Origin of the sequence: Microcoleus sp. LEGE 07076 (assembly GCF_015207455.1) — a bacterium.
Classification (GTDB): Bacteria; Cyanobacteriota; Cyanobacteriia; order Cyanobacteriales; family Microcoleaceae; genus Microcoleus.
This window is the reverse complement of sequence record NZ_JADEWV010000358.1, coordinates 1-3,773: the sequence shown is the minus strand read 5'-3', so window position 1 is coordinate 3,773 and position 3,773 is coordinate 1. Positions and strand designations below refer to the sequence as shown.

Sequence of the window (3,773 nt, the reverse complement as noted above, 5' to 3'; positions counted from 1 at the left end):
AAAAACCCGAATGTTTCCGAAATTCCCAACTCCGAGACAAATTCGACTGAAACAAAACCCGAAAATTCCCCGGTAGTTGAAGACAAAAATCCGACTGTTTCCGAAATTTCTAATTCCGAGACAAAACCGGAAAATTCCCCGGTAGTTGAAGACAAAAATCCGACTGTTTCCGAGATTCCCAATTCTGAGACAAATTCGACTGAAACAAAACCCGAAAATTCCCCAGCGACAGAAACTCAAAAGCCGACTGTTTCCGAAATTTCCAACTTCCAGACAAATTCTGCCCAGACAGAAATCGACTTCATCACAGGTGACACAATCAAAAAACCCGTCTTTCTCCAACCAGGAATAGCTACAATACCCACAGAATCCACAGACATTCTCACTGGAGAAATTGAAAACACCTCCCCAACCCTCACCAATAGCCTCGAAAATGTCGGTGAAACTGCCGACAATTTACCGCCAATTTCCGACGCAGAAATTGCCCAGATGTGGGAAAACCTCAACCGCATTTGGGCAGAGACAGTATTCAGCCAAAATCCCCAGCCCTCCGAGTTAGAATCCATTGATGCTGTCGCGTTGGAAGCGGGCGGGCACGGGGGCACCGCCCCTACAGATATCCCCGAAATCGCCATCGCTGAAAATTATCTGCCGACACACAGACAAAATCCAGCTTCTTTCGAGTTGGTAGATGGCGGCGAATCGAATGCTGAAACCTCAGAATCCGCATCAACAACAACCATCATTTCAGAAACAGCAGCCCCTACGCCCGCTTCCAACCAGCCAGAAACCTCTGAAACTACCATCCCTGCCAGCGCCAGCAACACCGAAAACAACACCAACAATTACACAACTAGACAAACAGATAGCAAAACAGAAACAATCCCCAATTCTTCCCAACCAACCCAACCATTTATCGGTATCATCGACACCGGCTTTGTTGCCAACAATCCCAACATCGACTACAGCCAAATCATCCTAGGAAAAGACGTAATCGACGGCGACAACAATCCCCTACTGCCACAAAATGAAGGAAACCCACACGGCGACACAATTTTAGAAATTATCAGCAACTCCCACAATCAAAGCAATACAAAACAATCTCCTACTATTTGGTTGGGAAGAGCAACCGGTAGCGGCAACTGGCAGCAATCCCTGAGAGAATTTGTAGACAGCGCCAAAGCTGCAAAACAACCCAACGCCGTCGTTAACCTCAGCTTCGACTTAACCCAAATCAATCCCGACGGCACGCAAACCACACGGCACAAACTGACAGCAGCAGAACAATCAGCACTTAAATACGCTCAGGACAACAACATACTGATTGTAGCAGCGGCCGGTAACGAAGGAACTCTCCTATCCGCACTCGGACAAGCCTCCACAGAATTCGACAACATCATCACCGTCGGCGCATCCGAAAACAACAACCGCGCCGCCTATTCCAGCTACGGAAGCGGTTTAGACATCCTAGCACCAACCAGCACTCCACAAATAGCAGAAACTTCAACAACCGCCACCAAAAAAGGCACATCAATAGCAGCAGCTAAAGTCACAAACACCATCTCCCAAATGTGGGCAGCCAACCCATCCCTAAGCCGCCAGCAAATCAAAAATCTCCTCCTAACAACAGCAACAGACATTGACGTACCAGAATGGGACGAAAGAACAGGATACGGAATCTTAAACCCCGAATTAGCAATTGCTACCGCCACCGAAACCCTCCCCGCAATTCCAGTATTGGCAGCAGCTAAACTATTGACAAAACCCTTAGTTGATGCAGGTACAAATACCGACAGCTCTGCCAATTCTACCGCAGCCAAACCCTCAGAAAGAGCAACTGCAACCACCGCCCCCGGCACGCCAAAAACTACCAGTACCTCAACTGGAAACAGCAACGAAGGTACTAGCTCTTATACCACAGAATTAGCGCCCTACACAACTACCTCTACCAGTAATTCCAACGGCACAGCTATCACCAACTCTCAAACCAATAGCAACTTCTCAAACACAGAATCAAGATGGGATAAAAGTGCTGTCAACACCAACAGCAAAGGCAACTCTTTGAACGAATTTACAAGTAATTCCAGCACAAATGCTGCTACCTACACCACCAAAAACTTTTCCCAAAACTCAACAGAAAACAAAAATCAATCGCAGCAAAACTACAGCCGAGTTAAATACGAAGGTACTAACGCCGACCAAAGTTCATCTCTTCAAAAATCCCGCAGTTCTTACAACTATACCACTCCCACGTACACCAGAAACGATGCTTCAGGAAGTTATCGCAATAGCAAGTCTCAATCCGACAGTCAATACGGTACGGGCTATGCAATGAATAACGGCAACCGCCAAGATGATTGGGGTTCCAAATCAACTTCAAACACTCGAACTACTAGCACCATCGGCAGTTCCGTCAATAACAGTTTAACTCAAGTTCAAGGAAAAGCCGATTGGACGAATAGCAGCAACAGTAGCAGTTCCAATAATACCCACAGTGGCGAAGAAACCACAGTTAGCAAATCTGATTCTCAAAGCAACAATACCAGCGGTTTCTCCAAAACTAATAACAGTGGCGACAACTATTCTGTAATTAATTCAACCTGGGATAACTCTACAATTAACGGCAAAGCCGTCAACAGCAACACTCGCGATGTTTATTCGGAAGGAAACAGTAATGCTAACAGCAGTTACGATGATGGCAAGTCAAAAAATACGAGCAATCGAGACACTTACACTGTCAATCAATCTCAACAAACCAACAGCAGCAACGGCACTAATTATTGGCAAAATAATCGCAATAATAATTACTCGGTAACTCAGGGAAATAACACGCAAAATTACAAAGAAGGGCCGCACACTAGCAGTCACAATCGAGATACTTATTCCGTCAGCAAGTCGAATGCTTCCAGCAGCAACAGTTCGGGAAAACCTAGTTCTAAAAATGAGCAATCAAATTACTCTGAAAATAATGCTCGGTGGGAGAGCGAGTATAAAATTGATGCTTACACGACTCAAAGCACCAGCGACGAATCGACAATAGCAGCCAGTAAAAATAACAGCAGCACCGAGGGCAGTAATGCCAATTCATCTAACAGTAGCGATACCTCTAGAACTCGGAATTCACAGACAGTCACCACTTATAAAGATGGTCGCAAAACAGAGAGTGGCAGTTCGACTTACGAGAAATGGTTGAGCGAAACCACTTACGATACTAAAGGTTTAGTTAGTTCGGTTTCTAAGTATTCTAGTTGGAGTTCGAGTTACAGCAAGTCTTATTTTAATGGGGGTTACAGTTGGACTGAAGCTCTCAGCGGTAACGAGTCAGAATCGGGAACTAAAGCGGGTGTTTCGACGAGTAGTGGTAGCAGTTGGAGTTGGTATCGCAGCGGGACTGTCTGGGATGATGGTCGGAATGATTGGAGTGAGAGTTGGTCGAAGTCTAGTTGGAAAGATGGTAAGTATTTACCGAGTGAGTCTGAGTCAAAAAGGGGAGGGTTCGACCCGAAGAAAACTACTCCGCAGGTAAATGATGTGCCGAAATTTGGGGAGGCGCCGCGGTTGAATAAGGCTCCGAAGGGGGATGTACCTGTGGATTTGGTGAAGCCTCCGAAACCGAGTGATGATATTTGGACACCGACTTTTATTCAGATTAAAGAGCCTGAGTTTAAAGAGGTTTTTGGTAGTAGTGGTTCTGATTCGTCTTCGGGTGGGAGTGGGAATGATGATTTAGCTAATACTCCATCTGGTGGTTCTGGGGGGGCTGGTTCTAACTC

General features: G+C 45.9%; 1 protein-coding gene. It reads left to right on the top strand.

The annotated features are described in order from the left end of the window. A partial coding sequence (locus IQ270_RS28955) for a S8/S53 family peptidase (protein ID WP_193976565.1) occupies positions 1 to 3,773 on the top strand: 3,773 nt, incomplete at both ends.